Genomic DNA, 16,155 nt, shown 5'->3' on the forward strand with positions numbered 1-16,155 from the left:
GTGGGGTCCTCTACAGGCGCAGCGGCCAGCCGCGCAGGGTCAGATCGGGCATGAGTCGGGCATCAGCCAGGCATCAACCGGGCGTGGCCCGGGCCGCCGCCAGCCGCTGCCGCACATGCACCGCGCAAGCGACAAAAATCACCACGGACAGCAGCGCTTCCCCCGTGGCCAATACCGCCCCCAGGCCCGGTTCGGACGTCGCGCGCACCAGGCCTTCGAGCGCATAGAGCCACACGAACAGGCTGAGCGCCCGAAACGTGTAGAGCCGGTAGCGCCACAACCCGGGCAGCGGCAGCAGCAACGGCAGCGCCTTGAGCGCCAGCGTGCCGCGGCCCACCGGCAGCAGCCAGACTTCCCACACCACACACAGCAGCGCCAGCGCCACCGTGGCACCCAGCGCCACACCGCGGCTGAGTCGCTGCGGCTGCGTGGGTTGGGCGCGCCGGGTGTCGAGGTCGGTAGGCGGGGCGTGCAAACTTGACATGGCTGGCATCATAGCCACCATGAACATCAGGATGCGTGTGCCAGAGCAGGGCTGGCGAGAGGGGATTCGCGAGTTGGTGCAGAGCCTGCTGCGGTGGCCGTGGCTGGAGACATTCCGCATCTTCGTGCAGCGCTTCCGGGAAGAGCGCCTGGGGCTGACCGCCGGCAGTCTGACCTTCACCACGCTCATTTCGCTGGTGCCGCTGCTGACGGTCGCGCTGGCGCTGTTCACGGCCTTTCCGATGTTCTCCGCCTTCCAGGGCGCGCTGGAAAAGTACTTCCTGAAGTCGCTGGTACCCGACAACATTGCGCGCCCTGTGCTGGGCTCGCTGACGCAGTTCGCCGCCAAGGCCAACCGGCTGGGCGCGGTGGGCCTGGTGGTGCTGGCGGTGACGGCGCTGTCGCTGATGCTGACCATCGACCGCACGCTCAACCAGATCTGGCGGGTGCAGCGGCCCCGGCCCATCGCGCAGCGGGTGCTGGTGTACTGGGCCGCGATGACGCTGGGGCCCTTGCTGCTGGGCGGCAGTCTCACCCTGACCAGCTACCTGATCACCACCGGCAAGGACCTGGTGGACAACATGCCGCGCAGCCTGGTGGTGCTGCTCTCCAGCGTGGACCTGATCGTGCTGTGGGCGGCCATGGCCGCGCTGTTCCATTACGTGCCCAACACGGATGTGCGCTGGCGCCATGCCCTGGTGGGCGCGGGGTTCACGGCGGTGGCCTTTCACCTGGCCAAGCAGGCGCTGGCCTGGTATGTGAAGCAGGTGCCGACCTATTCCACGCTCTATGGGGCGTTTGCGGCGGTGCCCATCTTCCTGATCTGGATCTATGTGGGCTGGTCCATCGTCCTGCTGGGGGCGATTCTCGCGGCGAATGCGCCCGCGCTGGCGGGCGGCGTCAGCGTGCGACGTCCGACGCCGGGCATGCAACTGGAGCTGGCGCTGGACATCCTGCGGGAGCTGGAGGCGGCGAGGACGGCCGGGGAGACCGGCTTGACGATGCTGTCCCTGTCGCAGCGGCTGTGCGTGGATCCGCTGCAGCTGGAGCCGGTGGTGGACGAATTGCTGGACCTGGACTGGGTGGGGCGGCTGGAAGAGGAGGGCGCGCAGCGACTGGTGCTGCTGTGCGACCCCGCCGCCACGCGGGCCGAGCCGCTGATCCGCACGCTGCTGCTCCCGCGCTCCGACGGCCTCGGGGCGCTATGGGCGGGTGCGCAGTGGGATCAGTTGACGCTGCGCGCTGTCCTGCAGCGCTGAGCAGCCGGCCTGGCGGCTGTCATCCAGAGGCAGCGGGGCCCGCGGCGCATCGGCGATCTCTGCAGTCGCCCTGCGCTGAGGCGCGGCCGCGTGGCTGCTCCATCAGACGGGCCATCGCGATCAGCGATGCGACATCTTCCGGTGCCGTGAGCAGATGCTCAGGCTGAAATGGCTCAGCGCAGCCAGTGCAAGGCGGCGGCGCTGCCCAGAAGCAGCGCTGCAACGATCAAGAGGAACAGGCGCAAGCGCTTCGCCTTGCCCTTGGCTTTGTCGGCGACATACCCGCTTCCCGAACTGCGCGTGTGCCGCGCCGTGTGCAGCGTGGCTGCGGCGGAGGGCTGGACGCGAATCGCGGGGTCCTCCAAGCCGTGACGCACGCGCTGCTCCGCCACCCGCAAGCGGGCAGAACCTTCGAGCATGGCCAATTTCTGCAACTGGTCGTCGGGTGCGGGGCGGATGCTGGTGGGGGAAGTGGGCTGGTCCTCAGTGGGTTCGGACGTCTGCGCGCGGATGGGGACGGACTTCAGTGAGCGTTGTTGCATCAATAGAACTACCTGAAACGCTCCCTCTCTCTTGCTGACGATTCTGATCGGATCGAAGGGAGAAGTCGGTAACAGAACGTAGGATTTCTGAATTGGAATCAGACTGTTTGGAGGTAATGGCGATGGCCACATTCACTGTTCGCGACCTCTCCGAAGAGACACGCAACCAACTCAAGCGCCGCGCTAAGCTCCACGGGAGAAGCCTACAAGCCGAGGTGCGTCAAATACTGCAGAACGCTTTACGCCCTGCGCCGGGACTGGGCACTTCGCTCGTAGCCATTGGTGGGCGATTCGGAGGCGTGGAAACCAAGTGGCCACGCAGCAAGTCCGCCGTTCGACCGGCGGAGTTTGAATGACCCGATGCGTGGCCCATCACGCGTGCAGCACCGCCAACATCGCCGTAGCGGCCTTCTTGCCCACATTGCGGATGGCATGCGCCCCATCCACCGCATAACGCGCGGTCTCCCCGGCCTTCACCAGGTGCCGGCTCCCGCCGGCCGTCACTTCCAGTTCGCCGCTCAATACGCTCAGGTGCTCCCGCGACCCGGGTTCATGCGCCGCGGACTCCAGCGCGCCGCCGGGTTGCACCGTCAGCTCATACCACTCAAACTGCCCGGCCAGCTCGATCGGCCCCAGGATGCGCAGCCGGCACAGCCCGTCCGGGCTGGACAGCCCCGGCGTGGCATGGGCCGCCACCACCTCGATCGGCGGTGCCGCCGGACGCTCCCCGCCCAACAGCTCGGACAACTCCACCCTCAGCGCATTGGCCAGCCGCCACACCACTGCCACCGTGGGATTGGCCTGGTTCCGCTCAATTTGAGAGAGCATCGACTTGGACACGCCCGCCCGTCGCGACAGTTCGTCCAGCGACAAACCCTGTGCCTGCCGCAGGGCCTGCAAGGTGGCGCCGACGCGCGGAGGTTCCAACTTTTCTGACGGAATGGCGGACATGGCTCACTGACATTGCGCAGGCCTGGCCACTCGCCCCTTGGACTCGCCACCTTGACCCGCCACTTTGATTCCTCGATACTGCACAGCCGTTCGATATAACGAACGCGTTCGATTTAACGGATTGTGCCGCAGGAGCTCCCCGCATGACCACCCAAGCGCCTCAGACCCCCTCCACGGAAGATTTCTATCGCCATCTGCAGAATGAACTGCAGGGCATCCGCGAAGCCGGTCTCTACAAGAACGAGCGCATCATCACCAGCCCGCAGGGCGCGGTGGTGACCACCCGCGACGGGCGTGAAGTCATCAACCTGTGCGCCAACAACTATCTGGGCCTGTCGGCCCATCCGCAGGTGCTGGAGGCGGCCCACGAGGCGCTGCGCACGCATGGCTACGGCCTGTCTTCCGTGCGTTTCATCTGCGGCACGCAGGACATCCACAAGGAACTGGAGCAGCGCCTGGCCCGTTTCCTGGGCACGGAAGACACCATCCTCTACGCCGCCGCGTTCGACGCCAACGGTGGCCTGTTCGAGCCGCTGCTGGGCGAGCAGGACGCGATCATCAGCGACGAGCTGAACCACGCCTCCATCATCGACGGCATCCGCCTGTGCAAGGCCAAGCGCTACCGCTACAAGCACAACGACATGGCCGACCTCGAGCGGCAACTGGTCGAGGCCCGCCAGGCCGGCGCGCGCCATGTGCTGGTCTTCACCGACGGTGTGTTCTCCATGGACGGCACCATTGCCCAGCTGGACCAGATCCGCGAGATCACCCACCGCCACGGCGCGCTGCTGGGCATCGACGAATGCCATGCCAGCGGTTTCATGGGCAAGACCGGTCGCGGCACCCATGAACATCGCGGCGTCTATGGCCAGGTCGACATCATCACCGGCACGCTGGGCAAGGCCCTGGGCGGCGCTTCGGGCGGTTTCACCACCGGCCGCAAGGAAGTCATCGAGCTGCTGCGCCAGCGCTCCCGTCCGTATCTGTTCTCCAACACCGTGGCGCCCAGCATCGTGGGCGCATCGCTGGCCGTGCTGGACCTGCTGGAAGCCAGCACCGCGCTGCGCGACAAGCTGGAAGCCAACACCACCTACTTCCGCGAGGCCATCCAGCAGGCCGGTTTCCAGATCAAGCCGGGCACGCACCCCATCGTCCCCATCATGGTGTTCGATGCGGTGAAGGCCCAGCAGCTCAGCGCGCGTCTGCTGGAACTGGGCGTCTATGCGGTGGGCTTCTTCTATCCGGTCGTGCCCAAGGAGCAGGCGCGGGTGCGGGTGCAGATTTCCGCGGTGCATGAGCGCGAACATCTGGAGAAGGCGGTGGCCGCCTTCGCCCAGGCCGGACGGGAACTGGGCCTGGTGAAGTAAGGCCGTGGCGGACGGTGGGCGCCTCGCGGGCACCGGGCCCGGGCAGGCGTTGCACCGACGCGGCAAGAGCGATTGAGAAGAGCAGCAATGACCAAGATTTTGTTGATCGGGGCCAATGGCCAGATCGGTTCCGAACTGGCGGTGGAACTGGCCCAGCGCCACGGCAACGCCAGCGTCATCACCAGCGACGTGGCCCCGCAGGGCCGCGTTCCCTTCCTCACCCACGAGATGCTCGACGTGACCGACGGCGCCGCACTGGCGGCCGTGGTCAAGCGTCACGGCATCACGCAGGTCTATCACCTGGCCGCGGCCCTGTCCGCCACCGGTGAGAAGCATCCGATGTGGGCCTGGGACCTGAACATGAAGGGCCTGCTCAACGTGCTCGAACTGGCCCGCACGGTGAAGCTGGAGCGGGTGTTCTGGCCCAGCTCGATCGCCGCCTTCGGCCCGCAGACGCCCAAGGTCGGCACGCCGCAGACGACGGTCATGGATCCGACCACGGTGTATGGCGTCTCCAAGCTGGCAGGGGAGGGCTGGTGCCGCTGGTACCACGCCAACCACGGCGTGGATGTGCGCAGCCTGCGGTATCCGGGCCTGATCAGCTGGAAGACGCCTCCGGGCGGCGGCACCACCGACTATGCCGTCGAGATCTTCCATGAAGCCCTCAAGCACGGCCGCTACACCTGCTTCCTGCGGGAAGACCAGGCCCTGCCGATGATGTACATGCCGGATGCCCTGCGGGCCACGCTGGAGCTGATGGAAGCCCCGGCCGAGCGCATCACCGAATGGGGCAGCTACAACCTGGCCGGGGTGAGCTTCACGCCGGCGCAGATCGCGGCGTCCATTCGTCGGCATATTCCGGGCTTCACCATCGACTACGCGCCGGACTTCCGTCAGCACATCGCCGCCAGCTGGCCCCAGGCTATTGACGACACGGTCGCCCAGCGCGACTGGGGCTGGGCGCTCCAGTACGACCTGGACAAGATGGTGGACGACATGCTGGCGTCGCTGAAGCAGCAGATCGACGCCAGCGCGGACAAGGCGGGCTCCTCAGCCGGCCAGTGACGCCCTCACCGCGGCCAGGAGCGCCTCCGGCGCCTCGGTCATCAGCGCATGGCCGGCGGGCAGCGTCTGGACCTGCGCCTTGAGCATGTCCGCCAGCTGACGGGCCGCCTTGGGCGGTGTCATCTGGTCCTTCGCGCCCAGGATCAGATGGGCGGGCGCCTGCACCCGCTGCGCCGCCTCGGGTGCGCCGGTGTAACGGTCACACACCTGGAAGTCGTGCAGGAACAGGTTGCCGTGGGCCGCGCCGCGGGCTTGCGTCCGCTCCATCAGCGCCAGATTCGCCCCGTGCAGCCACACGCCGGGCCCGGGGTGGGACGGCTTGGCGGCCAGCGTCGAATGCGAGAACGCATTGACCATCGCCATCGCGCTCAGCGGCTGTTCGCGGGCCGTGTTCAGCAGCGACTCGCTCACCTTCATCGGCCAGGCGGTGCCCACCATCACCAGGCGCGAGCAGCGTGCCGGTGCCTGGGCCGCCGCTTCCAGCGCAATCAGCGAGCCCATCGAATGACCGACCAGCGCAGCGGTGTCCACGCCGGCTGCGCTCATCAGGTCCAGCACCCAGGCGCCGAGCGCTTCCACATCGGCCAGCGGTGGGCCGTCGCTGCGGCCGTGGCCGGGCAGGTCCACGGCCAGCACGGAGTGGCCGTGATGCGCCAGGAACCGGGCCAGCAGCGTCCAGACGCTGTGGTCATGCAGGGCGCCGTGGATGAACACCACGCAGGGCAGGGTGGGGTCGAAGGGCTTGCCGCCGGTGTAGGCATAGGCGGTGGGGCCACCATGCGCGTCGCGCCCATCGTGCTCGCCGTCGCGTTCGACATGGATCGGGGTCTTCATCTCGATCCTCATTTGGCGGCCACCTTCAGTGCGGTGGACAGGTCGGCGATCAGATCGTCCGGATCTTCCAGCCCGATCGACAGCCGCAGGGTGCCGGGGCCAATGCCGGAGGCGGCCAGCGCGGCGTCGTCCATGCGGAAGTGGGTGGTCGAGGCCGGATGGATCACCAGCGACCGGGCATCCCCCACATTCGCCAGATGGGAGAACAGCCGCAGGGACTCGATGAACTTGCGGCCCTGATCCCGTCCGCCCTTCAGGTCGAAGCTGAAGACGGCGCCGCAGCCGCGCGGCAGCAAGCGCTGCGCCAGGGCATGGTCGGGATGATCCGGCAGGCCGGGGAAGCGGACCCGGTCCACCATCGGATGACGGACCAGGAACTCCGCCACCTTCTGCGCATTGCTCACATGCCGCTGCATGCGCAGGGGCAGGGTCTCGATGCCTTGCAGGATCAGCCAGGCGGTGTGCGGGCTCATGCAGGCGCCGAAGTCGCGCAGTCCTTCGCGACGGGCGCGCAGCAGGAAGGCGCCCACCGAGCTCTCCTCGCTGAAGACCATCCCATGGAAGCCGTCATAAGGCTCGCACAGCTCGGCGAATCGCCGTTCGGTGCCGCTGCCGGCGTGGGCCTGTTCCCAGTCGAAGCGGCCGCCGTCAACCAGCAGTCCGCCCACCACCGTGCCGTGTCCGCACAGGAACTTGGTGGCCGAGTGGTAGACCAGGTCGGCGCCCAGGGCCAGGGGCTGTTGCAGATAGGGCGTCACGAACGTGGCATCCACCAGCAGCGGAAGGCCGGCGTCGTGGGCGATCTGGGCAACGGCGGGAATGTCCAGGACGTCCAGGCCGGGGTTGCCGAGGCTTTCTCCCAACAGCAGGCGCGTCTCGGGGCGAATGGCGTTGCGCCAGGCGTCCAGGTCGCCGGGGGCCACGAAGGTGGTCTGGATGCCAAACCGGCGCAGGGTGTAGTGCAGCAGGTTGTGGGAGCCGCCGTACAGCGCCGACGACGCCACGATGTGATGCCCTGCGCCGACCAGGGTGGCCACGGCCAGATGCAGCGCGGCCTGGCCACTGGCGGTTGCGATGGCGCCGGCGCCGCCGTCCAGGGCGGCGATGCGCTCCTCCAGCACGGCCGTGGTCGGATTCGACAGCCGGGAATACACATGTCCGCTGCGTTCCATGTTGAACAGGCCGGCGGCCTGCTCGGTGCTCTCGAACACGAACGAGGTCGTCAGATGCAGCGGGACGGCACGTGCGCCGGTGCTGGGGTCGGGGCTGGCGCCGGCATGCAGGGCCAGCGTGTCAAAACCGGGATCGGCAGGACCTGCCATGAATGTCTCCTGTCTCTGCGGCCGTGGTCGGCCGTCGTGTCGGCGGGCGGGCGCGGGTGGCGGCCGTCCGCGAGGGGGTGTCGGGGGGCGCCCGACCGTATCGTGGGGCGCCGCCCACGGCCGCTGCTGATCTTGACGACGGCCGCATGCAGGTGGTGCCTTCCAGCGGGCATTGTGTGCTATGTTGAGGGGCATGAAAGTCTCCGACATCCTGCGCGTCAAGGGCAACACGCTCTTTACCGTCTCACCCGACCAGCCATTGGCGGACGCTGTGGCCACCATGGCCGAGCGCGACATCGGCTCGCTGGTGGTGATCGAATTCGACGATCTGGTGGGCATGCTCACCTTCCGCGAGGTCATCCAGGCCATCACCCGCAATGGGGGCAGCGTGGGCACGTCGCTGGTGCGAAGCGTCATGGATGACGCGCCGCTGACCTGCACCCCGGCCACCGAGATCGACGAAGTGCGTCGCATGATGCTGGGGCGCCATGCCCGCTACATGCCGGTGCTCAATGGCCGCCAGCTCATGGGCGTGATTTCGTTCTACGACGTCGCCAAGACGGTGGTGGATTCGCAGGACTTCGAAAACCGCATGCTCAAGGCCTACATCCGGGACTGGCCGGCGGAAGAGGGGGGTCAGGCGCAGGCGTCCTGAACCCCGTTGAACTTCGTTGAACCCGGGGGACTGGGCTTCGGAAGCGGGGCTGCGAAGTCAGGGCCGCGAAGACTGGGTTGCCGAATCACTGTCCCCGGTGCGCTCCAAACGGCCCTTTGATGGGCCGTTTTTGCGTCTGAGGGAGCGGCGCTGGTCCTTGAGCGGGGGAGGGGGCTCGTAGAATCGACCCTTCCCCTTTTTCAGCCCTGGCAGGTTTTACGATGTCCGGCAGCACCTTCGGCAGCTTGTTTCGCGTCACCAATTTCGGCGAAAGCCATGGCCCGGCGATTGGCTGCGTCATTGATGGCTGCCCGCCGGGGCTGGCGCTGTCGGTGGAGGACATCCAGCCGGAGCTGGACCGTCGCCGCCCGGGCACGTCCCGCCATGTGACCCAGCGGCAGGAGCCGGACCAGGTCGAGATCCTGTCGGGCGTCTATGAGGGGGTCACCACCGGCACCCCGATCTGCCTGCTGATCCGCAACGTGGACCAGCGCAGCAAGGACTACGGCAACATCCTGGACACCTTCCGCCCGGGCCATGCCGACTACACCTACTGGCGCAAATACGGCCTGCGGGACCCGCGCGGCGGTGGCCGCTCCTCGGCCCGCCTGACGGCGCCGATGGTGGCGGCCGGCGCGGTGGCCCGCAAGTGGCTGGCGCAGTCGCTGGGGGTTTCGTTCCGGGGCTGCATGACGGCGCTGGGCGACATCGACATTGCTTTCGAGGGTTGGGAGCACGTCGGCCAGAACCCATTCTTTGCGGCCAACACCAGCCAGATTGACGCGCTGGAGGCCTACATGGACCAGCTGCGCAAGGACGGTGACTCCGTCGGCGCCCGACTGATGGTGGAGGCCACCGGCATGCCGGCGGGCTTGGGCCAACCGCTTTTCGACAAGCTGGATGCCGACATTGCGTACGCCATGATGGGCATCAACGCCGTCAAGGGCGTTGAGATCGGAGCCGGCTTCGAAAGCGTGCGCCAGCGCGGCAGCCAGCACGGCGACGAGCTGACGCCAGAGGGCTTTGCCAGCAACAACGCGGGGGGCGTGCTGGGCGGCATTTCCAGCGGCCAGGACCTGCGCGTGTCCATTGCCATCAAGCCGACCAGTTCGATCCGGACGCCCAAGGCATCGATCAACCGTGCGGGCGAGCCGACCACGGTCGAGACCTTCGGCCGGCACGACCCGTGCGTGGGCATCCGTGCCACGCCGATTGCCGAGGCCATGCTGGCCTTGGTGGTCATGGACCATGTCCTGATGGACCGCGCCCAATGCGCGGAAGTTGAACTGCCGATTGCCGCGATCGCGGCGCAGCGCCCGCAGTCAGCCTGAGCGACTAGTTGTCCCAGGTCTTGCCATGCGGCGCCATCTCGGCTTTGTAGATTGCCTCGATGGGGAACAGCATCTCTTCCCACTTGATGAGCGGAGTCAGGCTTTTGGCTTGATCAACATCGGGTCCAAACTGAATGAGGCTGCGAGAGAAATGCGGCTGGGATGACGGGGGATTTGTGCATTCCGCGTTCATCAGCATGCGGTCCCCCCTGAATACCGCCAGTCGGCCCAAACTTTTGCAGCTACCGCCGGCGCACTCCGTCATCAGGTACTGGAAGTCCCCTTTGTCGAACCAAACCATGCGAATCTGAGCGCGTGGGTTGGCTGGCAGCGTGAACGCCGAGAATGTCCTCGCATTCTCAAGGGTCGCCACGTATTCGAGTTCCGTCTTGCCAACCCTGCCGTATCGGTACGTTAGCGAAGCCGGCGCAGTGGTGTCCGCGGACTTGCAGAGGGACGCAGTCTTGGTGCCGGTAGTGCAGGAGTACGCAACTTCTTCCTGCGGTGTGCACATGGCCTGGCCGAAGCAGGCCGAAGAGAGCCCGACGAGGAGGGCTCCGATCCACGGCTGTTTACTTGAAAGCTGCATACGCGACTTTGAAGTGCTCCCTGCGGCGTGCATATGAATCCGTGTACTTGTTGACGATGGCGGTGATGCGGTCAACGTCTGCGCCAGTCGAGCCGAGATCGGCGAGACCAGCCAGCTCTTTCCAGACCCAGTAGCAAACCGCAGATCTGACGCTGTACGGATACGTGGCCATCCATTCGGGATTCTTTTCAAAGTCCACATCACTTTTGCCAAACAGTGAGTTGTAGAAGTTGGTGATCGTTCGATAGTTGTCACGCCAGGTGACCTGAATCAATCCACGCCCACGGAACTTTGAGCCGTCACCTGTGCTTGGTGCGCCATTGCCATATCTCGAAGAGTAAGCCTTGTTGGCGATGGCTTCTTTGTCAGGCTTACGCAGGAACTTTCTGGAGTTTTTGGGATCACGCTCGTACCCATCGACATCGGCCTCGTCCGGGTGCTCTTTGTAATACCCGAATTTCGATTTGAGAACGGCCGGAGCGTAGGTCATGTCTTCCACCTGGGCGTCCATGCCCGGGCCGGATTCCTCACGCACTTGCGCAAAGAAATGGGCCCGCCTCAAAGGGGTGTCCAGACGGAACTTGACCAAGTTGACGTTGAGCTCATCCGCAACGCCTTGCAGGAAAGCTGGCGTCGCGTCGCTGAAGACGGCCTTGAGTTGGAAAGCGGTGATAAGGCCCGCACTCGCACCGTTTAGCCCCAGCAAGCCCGCGGGCCCGTAGTCAAGTCCCGGTTGGGTGCCGTAGAGCCAGCCGGCGCTGCTCGATAACGATTGAACTCCTGAAGCCGGTCCGTATCCACCCAAACCGAGTGGTCCAGGGACTGTTTGATCTGCGCTTTGGAGGTAACCGTGCCCAGGGCCATTGAACCCGGGAGATGCAGTTAAGGGATTCGGATCCGAATGGATGTCGAGCCCCAATATGCCGATGCTTCTTAGTCCAGCCATTCTTGAGCCAAGGATAAGTGTGCGAGCAAGTCTACCGGCGGGCGTGAGTGTTGGAATGTGACTTTCGCCATCCCGGTCACATGAAGACTCTTCACTGGGAACATTGGTGCCCGCGCGCACCAGAACTTCGTCGTTCACAACAAGGATCGACAATCCGCAACCTTCAGCAGTTCATGCTCTGCAAACTGCAATTCGTCGCAGTTCACCCCCTGCGCTGAGGCCCCCTTCCTACACTCCGCCGCATTCGAGCTTCGTTGTGGTGTCGCGGGTGGTTCCGGGATGCCCAGCCAAGCGGTTCAAGAGACTTGGGGGAGAACATGCGCAAGAAGGTATGGCTGGGCGGACTGGCCTTGGTGATTTTGGCGGGCGGCGCTGCGGTCTTTGCCGTCAGCCGCCAGGCTGAACCCGCGCCCAAGAAGGAAGCGGCCAAGCCCCCGCTCGAATTCCAGGCCAGCGAGGTGGTGCGCCCCATGCCGGCCAGCATGCCGGGGGTGATTGAATTTTCGGGCCCGCTGGTGGCGCCGAACACCGTGGTCGTCCGGGCCAAGGCCAATGGCAGCCTGGTCAACCTCTCGGTGGGCGAGGGCAGCCGCGTCAAGGCGGGACAAAGCCTGGGCCAACTGGACCTGGAAGAGCTTCGCCACAAAGTGGCAGAACGCACGGCCGGCGTCGAATCCGCCCGTGCCCAGTATGAACAGTACGAGCGCCAATACAAAGCCAACCAAGGCCTGGCCACCCAGAACTTCATTGCGCCCACCGCCCTGGATAACTCCCGCTCCGCGCTGGAAACCGCCCGCGCCCAGATGCTCTCGGCGCAGGCCCAGTTGGCCACCAGCCAGGTGCTCCTGACCCAGGCGGCGCTGCTCTCACCCATCGACGGCATCGTGTCCAAGCGCCACGTGGTCCCCGGCGAAAAGGTCGCTGCGGAACAGCAGGTCCTGACCATCGTCGACCTCTCCCGCCTGGAACTCGCCGGCCTCGTCGGCACCCACGAAGTCAGCCGCCTCAAGCCCGGCATGAGCGTCAACCTTCAGGTCGAAGGCGTCGACAAGCCGGTCGAGGCCCGCATCGCCCGCATCGCCCCGGCGGCGGAACCCGGCACCCGTTCCATCGGCGTCACCCTCACCCTGGACAACCCGGGTGAGCGCTTCCGAGCAGGCCAATACGCCGTCGCCCGCGTCGAAATGCCGGACGACAAGCAGCGCATGACCGTCCCGCTGACGGCTCTGGGCAGCGTGTCCGGCCAGGAGCATGTGTGGGTCATCGACAAGGGCAACCTCGTCCGCCGCATCGTCACCACCGGCCGCCGCGACCCGCGGGAAGGCCGGGTGGAAGTCGTCGCCGGCCTGGCCTCCGACGCCCAGGTCCTTGGCGCCCGCTTCGACAACCTGAAGGAAGGCCAGGCCGCCACCATCCTGCCGCCCAAGGCCAGCGTCGCCAGCGCATCGGCCAGCGCCAATACTCAGTAAGAGGGATTCCCCATGTGGATGACCCGTATCTCGATCCAGAACCCGGTCTTCGCCACCATGGTCATGGTGGCCCTGTGTGTGCTGGGGCTGTTCTCCTACTCCAAGCTGGGCGTCGAACAGATGCCCGACATCTCGCTGCCCGGCGCCTGGATCGACGTGCGCTACCCCGGCGCCTCGCCGGAAGCCGTCGAGCGTGAGATTGCCAAGCCGCTGGAAGAAGCGCTCAACACCGTCGCCGGGGTGGACCGCATCCAGTCCCGCAGCTTCGAAGGCCGGGTGCAGGCCAGCGTCGAGTTCAGCCTCAACGTCGACATGAACCGCGCCATGCAGGAAGTGCGCGACCAGGTCGCGCTGGCCCAGGCCAGCTTCCCGAAGGACGCCAAGCCGCCGACCGTCTCCCGCTTCCAGGGTGATAACGCGCAGCCCGTCGTCGTGGCCGCGCTGCTCAGCAAGACCCGCACCCCGCGGGAGCTGTCGATGATGGCGGACCTGGTCGTCTCCAAGCGGCTGTCCCGCGTCGAAGGCGTGGCCCGCGTGGATGTGGGCGGCCTGGCCCTGCGGGAAGTGCGCATCGACCTGGACCCGCAGCGCCTGCGCGCCTACAGCGTCACTCCGGCCCAGATCGCCACGGCGCTGAACCAGGCCAATACCGATTCCCCGGTCGGCCTGCTGTCCAATGCCGCCACCGACACCATGCTGCGCGTCGAAGGCAAGGTCAAGGACCCCAAGGAGTTCGTCAACGTGGTGGTGGCCCGCCGCGGCGACCTGAACCTCACCCTGGGCGACCTGGGCACGCTGGTCGAGCGGGAACGCGAAAAAGACTCCATCGCCCGCATCAACGGCCAGCCGGCGGTCAACTTCAACATCTTCAAGCAGCAGGACGCCAACATCGTCGCCACCGGCGAAGCCATCCAGTCCGCCCTGGCGGAGCTGCGCAAGACGCTGCCCAAGGACATGGAGCTGCGCCTGATCTACGCCAACAGCGACTTCGTGAAGAACTCGCTCAAGGGCCTGCGGCATACGCTGGTGGAAGGCGCGCTGCTGACCGTGGCCATCGTCTTCCTGTTCCTGCACAGCTGGCGGTCCACCGTCATCACCGGCCTCACACTGCCGATCTCGGTCATCTCCAGCTTCATCGCGGTCTATGCCTTCGGCTTCACGCTGAACTTCATGACCATGATGGCGCTGAGCCTGTGCATCGGGCTGCTGATCGACGATGCCATCGTGGTGCGGGAGAACATCGTGCGGCATGTCGGCATGGGCAAGGACCATCGCCGCGCCGCCGAGGACGGCACCAACGAGATCGGCCTGGCGGTGATGGCCACCACCTTCGCCATCTGCGCAGTGTTCGTGCCGGTCGCCTTCATGGGCGGCGTCATCGGCAAGTTCTTCTACCCGTTCGGCATCACCGTCGCGGTGGCGGTGCTGGTGTCGCTGTTCGTCAGCTTCACGCTGGACCCGATGATGTCCTCGGTGTGGCACGACCCGCCCTCCACGCGCCTGAAGCGCGTGCCGGTGGTGGGGCATCTCATCCGCGCCACCGACGCCGGCATGGACGTGCTGCACCGCTGGTATGAGGTCAGCATCCGTTGGATTTTCTCGGGCCGCCGCTACCGGATGTTCGTGCCCCCGATGCCCGCTTATGGCCGTCCGTTCGACGCGTTTGGGGAGCGCCAGCGCCAACTGCCGCGTCGGCTGCGGTTTGCGACCATCACGCCGCGCGGCCTGGTGACGATGGGCGGTGTGGCCAGCTTCGTCGGCGCGCTGATGCTGGTGCCGCTGGTCGGCGGTGAATTCGTGCCGCAGACCGACCAGGGCTTTACCCAGATCAGTCTGCGCATGCCGGTGGCCACCAGCCTGGACCGCGGCGACAACAAGGTGCGGCAGGTGGAAGAAATCCTGGCCCGCATGCCGGAGGTCAAGACCGTCTCGACGGTGGTCGGCGCCAGCGGGGAGGGCATGTCCACTGGCCGCAACCAGGCCATGCTCAACATCGCGCTGGTGGACCGCCGCGAGCGCAGCCGCAGCCAAAGCGAAGTGGAAAACGCCATCCGCGAGCAAATCTCCCGCATTCCGGGTGTGGAGCTCAGCGTTGGTTTCAACCGGCCGGTGTGGATCACCATCCTGGGCACCGACCCGCAGGTCTTGACCCAGGTGGCCAAGGACTTCGCCGAGAAGGTCAAGAAGATCAAGGGCGCGGTGGATGTGGACACCACGGTCAAGCCGGGCGTGCCGACCTTTGCCGTGCGTCTGAAGGACTCCGCCGTGCGTGAGCTGGGCCTGAATGCGCCGATGGTGGCGTCTTCCCTGCATGCGTACGTGAATGGCGAGGTCGCGACCTACTGGACGACGCCGGACGGCAATCAGGTGGAGGTGCTGCTGCGCCTGCCCAAGGACCAGCGCCAGAACCTGGAGCAGATGCGCCGACTGCCGGTCGCCTTTGCGAAGGACGGCTCGCCCGTGTCGCTGGAGCAAGTGGCCACGCTGGAGGAAGTGTTCAATCCGGAAGTGATCCGTCGCCAGAACCTGCAGCGCCGTGAAGCGGTGTATGCCGGGGTGCAGGGACGCCCGTCGGGCGATGTGAATGCCGATGTGCAAAAGCTGATCAAGGAAACGGAACTGCCCCCCGGAATCAGCTTCATGGTGGACGGCGACGGCAAACAGCAGGCGGACTTCATGATCGGCCTGGTGATGGCCATGGGCCTGGCGCTGATCTTCATCTACATCGTGCTGGCCAGCCAGTTCGCGAGCTTCCTGCAGCCGATTGCGATCATGGCCTCCCTGCCGCTGTCGCTGATCGGGGTGATGCTGGCCCTGCTGTTCTGGAAGACGACGCTGAACGTGTTCTCGATGATCGGGCTGGTGATGCTGATGGGCCTGGTGACCAAGAACGCGATCTTGCTGGTGGACTTTGCCAACCATGCCCGCAAGGAGGGGATGTCGATTCCGGAGGCGCTGCTGCAGGCGGGGCTGGTGCGGATGCGGCCCATCATCATGACGACCGCCGCCATGGTGTTCGGCATGCTGCCGATGGCGATCGCGCTGAACGACGGCGGTGAGATCCAGGCGCCGATGGGCCGGGCGATCATCGGCGGGGTGATCACCTCCACGCTGCTGACGCTGGTGGTGGTGCCGGTGATCTACTCCTACCTGGTGCGCGGGGCCAAGAGCTTCCGGGCCGCAGAGGCTCAGGGGCAGGGCGGCGCGGACAGCGGGCGTTCAGGTGTTGCCGCCGCAGGGGACCAACGTGTGAGCCACCTCGGTGGCATCACGCCGACGCCGGGGATCGCGGACTGACATCGCCAGCGAGGCTGGACCATGAAGAAGCGGGGCTGAGCCCCG

The 16,155-nt window shown here is 66.1% G+C and carries 15 protein-coding genes; 8 read left to right on the forward strand and 7 right to left on the reverse strand.

What is annotated here, in order from left to right:
• Nucleotides 1-73: 73 nt before the first annotated feature.
• Nucleotides 74-484, reverse strand: a complete 411-nt coding sequence (locus DES44_RS07330; RefSeq protein ID WP_232309791.1) for a DUF2069 domain-containing protein — start codon at nucleotides 482-484, stop codon at nucleotides 74-76.
• 19 nt (nucleotides 485-503) lie between these two features.
• On the opposite strand from DES44_RS07330, the gene DES44_RS07335 reads away from it, so the two are divergent.
• The gene (locus tag DES44_RS07335; RefSeq protein ID WP_232309790.1) at nucleotides 504-1,742 is read left to right on the forward strand and encodes a YihY family inner membrane protein; all 1,239 of its coding nucleotides are present in this window, start codon (nucleotides 504-506) and stop codon (nucleotides 1,740-1,742) included.
• A 173-nt stretch (nucleotides 1,743-1,915) separates the two neighbouring features.
• On the opposite strand, the gene DES44_RS07340 is transcribed toward DES44_RS07335, so the two are convergent.
• On the reverse strand, nucleotides 1,916-2,284 hold the full coding sequence (locus DES44_RS07340; protein WP_058935559.1) for a hypothetical protein: 369 nt from the start codon (nucleotides 2,282-2,284) through the stop codon (nucleotides 1,916-1,918).
• Nucleotides 2,285-2,406: 122 nt separating this feature from the next.
• Between DES44_RS07340 and DES44_RS07345 the strand changes: the two genes are divergently transcribed.
• On the forward strand, nucleotides 2,407-2,640 hold the full coding sequence (locus tag DES44_RS07345; protein ID WP_083526070.1) for a FitA-like ribbon-helix-helix domain-containing protein: 234 nt from the start codon (nucleotides 2,407-2,409) through the stop codon (nucleotides 2,638-2,640).
• A 16-nt stretch (nucleotides 2,641-2,656) separates the two neighbouring features.
• Here the strand turns inward: DES44_RS07345 and DES44_RS07350 are convergent, their stop codons facing one another.
• Nucleotides 2,657-3,235: a helix-turn-helix domain-containing protein gene (locus tag DES44_RS07350; protein WP_058935558.1), complete on the reverse strand. Its 579-nt coding sequence runs from the start codon at nucleotides 3,233-3,235 to the stop codon at nucleotides 2,657-2,659.
• Between the two features lie 143 nt (nucleotides 3,236-3,378).
• On the opposite strand from DES44_RS07350, the gene kbl reads away from it, so the two are divergent.
• Together kbl and DES44_RS07360 are read left to right on the forward strand one after the other, a co-directional pair.
• On the forward strand, nucleotides 3,379-4,602 hold the full coding sequence (gene kbl, locus DES44_RS07355; protein WP_058935557.1) for a glycine C-acetyltransferase: 1,224 nt from the start codon (nucleotides 3,379-3,381) through the stop codon (nucleotides 4,600-4,602).
• An 87-nt stretch (nucleotides 4,603-4,689) separates the two neighbouring features.
• On the forward strand, nucleotides 4,690-5,667 hold the full coding sequence (locus DES44_RS07360; protein WP_058935556.1) for an NAD-dependent epimerase/dehydratase family protein: 978 nt from the start codon (nucleotides 4,690-4,692) through the stop codon (nucleotides 5,665-5,667).
• Here DES44_RS07360 and DES44_RS07365 read toward each other — a convergent pair.
• Together DES44_RS07365 and DES44_RS07370 are read right to left on the reverse strand one after the other, a co-directional pair.
• Nucleotides 5,653-6,501 (reverse strand): alpha/beta fold hydrolase, encoded by an 849-nt coding sequence (locus DES44_RS07365; protein ID WP_058935555.1) that lies wholly within the window; start codon nucleotides 6,499-6,501, stop codon nucleotides 5,653-5,655. The two genes, DES44_RS07360 and DES44_RS07365, sit on opposite strands and share 15 nt — an antisense overlap.
• An 8-nt stretch (nucleotides 6,502-6,509) precedes the next feature.
• Nucleotides 6,510-7,823 carry an O-acetylhomoserine aminocarboxypropyltransferase gene (locus DES44_RS07370; protein ID WP_058935554.1) on the reverse strand — a complete coding sequence of 438 codons (1,314 nt, stop codon included), beginning with the start codon at nucleotides 7,821-7,823 and terminating at the stop codon, nucleotides 6,510-6,512.
• A gap of 193 nt (nucleotides 7,824-8,016) precedes the next feature.
• Here DES44_RS07370 and DES44_RS07375 point away from each other — a divergent pair, with 193 nt between their 5' ends.
• Both DES44_RS07375 and aroC read left to right on the forward strand, forming a co-directional pair.
• Nucleotides 8,017-8,478 carry a CBS domain-containing protein gene (locus tag DES44_RS07375; protein WP_058935553.1) on the forward strand — a complete coding sequence of 154 codons (462 nt, stop codon included), beginning with the start codon at nucleotides 8,017-8,019 and terminating at the stop codon, nucleotides 8,476-8,478.
• 221 nt (nucleotides 8,479-8,699) lie between these two features.
• The gene (aroC, locus tag DES44_RS07380) at nucleotides 8,700-9,809 is read left to right on the forward strand and encodes a chorismate synthase (protein ID WP_058935552.1); all 1,110 of its coding nucleotides are present in this window, start codon (nucleotides 8,700-8,702) and stop codon (nucleotides 9,807-9,809) included.
• 4 nt (nucleotides 9,810-9,813) lie between these two features.
• Here aroC and DES44_RS07385 read toward each other — a convergent pair whose 3' ends face one another.
• Both DES44_RS07385 and DES44_RS24550 read right to left on the reverse strand, forming a co-directional pair.
• Nucleotides 9,814-10,398, reverse strand: coding sequence for a hypothetical protein (locus DES44_RS07385; protein ID WP_058935551.1), 585 nt, complete (start codon nucleotides 10,396-10,398; stop codon nucleotides 9,814-9,816).
• Entirely contained in the window at nucleotides 10,382-11,482 is a 1,101-nt protein-coding gene (locus DES44_RS24550) for a glycoside hydrolase family 19 protein (protein ID WP_157592967.1), read from the reverse strand. Before DES44_RS24550 ends, DES44_RS07385 begins: the two co-directional genes overlap by 17 nt.
• Nucleotides 11,483-11,661: 179 nt before the next feature.
• Here DES44_RS24550 and DES44_RS07395 point away from each other — a divergent pair, with 179 nt between their 5' ends.
• Both DES44_RS07395 and DES44_RS07400 read left to right on the forward strand, forming a co-directional pair.
• The gene (locus DES44_RS07395) at nucleotides 11,662-12,813 is read left to right on the forward strand and encodes an efflux RND transporter periplasmic adaptor subunit (RefSeq protein ID WP_058935549.1); all 1,152 of its coding nucleotides are present in this window, start codon (nucleotides 11,662-11,664) and stop codon (nucleotides 12,811-12,813) included.
• A 12-nt stretch (nucleotides 12,814-12,825) separates the two neighbouring features.
• Nucleotides 12,826-16,110, forward strand: a complete 3,285-nt coding sequence (locus DES44_RS07400; protein ID WP_083525665.1) for an efflux RND transporter permease subunit — start codon at nucleotides 12,826-12,828, stop codon at nucleotides 16,108-16,110.
• Nucleotides 16,111-16,155: the final 45 nt, after the last annotated feature.

The organism is Roseateles depolymerans (assembly GCF_003387155.1).
Classification (GTDB): Bacteria; Pseudomonadota; Gammaproteobacteria; order Burkholderiales; family Burkholderiaceae_C; genus Roseateles; species Roseateles depolymerans.